Annotated in this window: 2 protein-coding genes; both read right to left on the bottom strand. The window is 65.0% G+C overall.

The window, feature by feature from the left end:
- Positions 1 to 321: 321 nt before the first annotated feature.
- Entirely contained in the window at positions 322 to 753 is a 432-nt protein-coding gene (locus JNK68_15840) for a hypothetical protein (protein MBL8541815.1), read from the bottom strand.
- An 88-nt stretch (positions 754 to 841) separates the two neighbouring features.
- Positions 842 to 2,686, bottom strand: coding sequence for a potassium transporter Kup (locus JNK68_15835; protein ID MBL8541814.1), 1,845 nt, complete (start codon positions 2,684 to 2,686; stop codon positions 842 to 844).
- Positions 2,687 to 2,791 lie beyond the last annotated feature (105 nt).

Here is a 2,791-nt window from a genome sequence, read left to right as displayed (position 1 = left end):
GCGGACGAACTCACCCTCGGCGTAACCCTGATAGGGAACCGGGCCCGAGTTCGCGCAGCCCGCGAGCGCGGCAAGCAAAATCGCGACACGAACCGGATTGAGCAGCCGTGTTCCGGTCTCGCGAATGCGATCCCGAGCCGTCGACAGGAAAGGAAGCGGTAACAACTTACTGGCCAGTCGGTAAGTTACGACATTGACAGCAGCGCGCAAGAGGTGTTCCTCGGGAGCCCCAGCCTTGAGAAACGTGGGAACCCGGATTTCCGTTAAGACGGCAGCGGTTCCGCCCAGGCCGTTTCCCCTGCGCGGCGCAGGCGACCCCCGTCAGCGGCCCGCCGCCCCAGCGTGCGCGAGCTCTTCCACCAATGCCTGCCGCCGCACGTCGAGCTCCTGATAGCGCCCGTAGAGCTGCTCCATTTGCCGGCTGTAATCCGCAAGCCGCTGCTCGCGATCCTTCTGCGCCGCGACTTGGTCGTCGTAGCTGGGCGCCGACCCTCCCATGCCGCCATACCCGCTCACGGCCGGCTGCTGGACCGGCGGCGCCATGAGCTCGTTGCGCAGCTCGCGCACCATCTGGAACTGCTGAAACACGGCCTGCTGCTCCTGCTGGACCAGCGCGAGCTCGTCGCGGATGCGCTTGGCCGGGTCCGCCTGCGCGAGCGTTGCAGCCGGGATCAGCGCGGACAGCATGCAGAGCGCCACCGCCAGCCGGTGGTGCCAGCGGCGACCAATGGACGCGAGAGAACGGGTGAACATGGCAATCATCGCTTTCGACGCGGAACGCGCCCCACGGACGGCAAACGGCGATTAGAACGCAATCCGCAGCCGGTCGCCACCGGCCGCGTCAGATCTCAACCTGCGTGCCCAGCTCGACGACGTTCTCCGTCGGGATCCGGAAGAAGTCGGTGGCGTTCTGCGCGTTGCGCGACATGAGCGCGAAGAGCTTCTCGCGCCAGATCGCGATTCCCGGCTGCAGGCTCGGCAGGATAGTCTCGCGGCTGACGAAGAACGACACCTGCCTCAAGTCGACGGGAAACTCGCTGCTGCGACACAATTCGAGCGCGGCGGGCACGTCCGGCGCCTCCATGAAGCCGTAACGGATGAGCAGCCGGTAGAAGCCCTTCCCGAGCGGGATCAGCTCGACCCGCCGGTCTTCCGGCACGTAGGGAATCTCCTCCGTGATCACCGTGGCGATCACGGTGCGCTCGTGCAGCACGAGGTTGTGCTTCAGGTTGTGGAGCAATGCAGAGGGGATGAGATCGGCGCGAGCCGTCAGGAACACGGCGGTGCGCGCTACCCGCGGCACACTCTCGTCCACCTCGGCGAGAAACACCTTCTCGGAGACATCGAGCTTCGACATCTGGCGGAACAGCAGGGCGCGCCCGCGCTTCCAGGTGGTCAGCACCGTGAACGAAAGGACGCCGACGAAAACGGGGAACCAGCCACCCTGCGTGAACTTGATGATGTTCGCGCTGAAGAATGCAAAGTCCAGCAGGAAAAATGCTGCCATCAACGGCAGCACGAGCCATCGGCTCCAGCGCCACATGAGGATCATCACGAACGTGACCAGGATCGTGTCGATCATCATCGTGCCGGTGACCGCGATGCCGTAGGCCGCAGCCAGATTACTCGAAGACTGGAAAAACACCACGAGCGCCATCACGGCGAGAAACAGCGTCAGGTTGGTGAACGGCACGTAGATCTGCCCGCGCTCCCTGTGCGAGGTCTGGACGATCGCCATGCGCGGCAGGTAGCCCAGCTGGACCGATTGACGAGCGACCGAGAACGACCCGGAAATAACGGCCTGCGAGGCGATCACCGTGGCCAGGGTTGCCAGGATCACGAGCGGCAGGATTGCCCACGAAGGTGCAAGCAGGAAGAACGGATTCTGGATGGCGGCGTGCTCGCGCAGGAGCAGCGCACCCTGGCCGTAATAGTTGAGGATCAGCGCCGGCAGCACGAGGCCGAACCAAGTGAGCCGAATCGGAAAACGCCCGAAGTGGCCCATATCGGTGTACAGCGCCTCACCGCCCGTGACCGCGAGCACGACCGTGCCGAGCGCGAGGAAGCTCTGGGCCGGGTTGGCGGCGATGAAATCAACGGCATGCACGGGGTTCAGGGCGGCAAGTACCGCTGGCGTCTCCAGGATGCTGAGTGCGCCCAGCACGCCGAGGCAGGCGAACCATACGCACATGATCGGCCCGAACAGCAGTCCGATGGTGCCGGTGCCGCGACTCTGTATCCAGAACAGCACGACCAGCACCGCACAGGTGATCGGCAGCACATAGGCCTTGAGCGCCGGGGTCACCACTTCCAGGCCTTCGACCGCACTCAGCACCGAGATCGCGGGGGTGATCATGCTGTCGCCGTAGAAGAGCGCGGCGGCGAAGATGCCGAGCGCCGTTACCACCGGCCGCCAGCGTGACCGCTTGGTGAGCCCGGTGACGAGCGCGAGCAGCGCGAGGCTGCCGCCCTCCCCCCGGTTGTCCGCGCGCATGATGAGCGCGACGTACTTTGCCGACACCAGCAGCATCACCGCCCAGAAGATGAGCGAGAGCACGCCGAGCACGCTCGCTTCCGCGACGGCGATCGGATGGTGTCCCGCCATCGTTTCCTTCAGCGCGTAGAGCGGGCTCGTTCCGATATCGCCGAACACGATACCGATGGTGCCGAGGATGAGTGTACGCAGGTCGCCCTGATGCTGACCCTGATCGTTGGTCACACGGAATCTCCCTCGCCTGCGGCTCTGGGGCGAGCGCCCCGGACCGATTGTTGTGGCGTTGCAGCAATTGTA

The organism is Betaproteobacteria bacterium, from assembly GCA_016791345.1.
Taxonomy (GTDB): Bacteria; Pseudomonadota; Gammaproteobacteria; order Burkholderiales; family JAEUMW01; genus JAEUMW01.
This window is presented reverse-complemented; position numbering and strand designations above follow the sequence as displayed.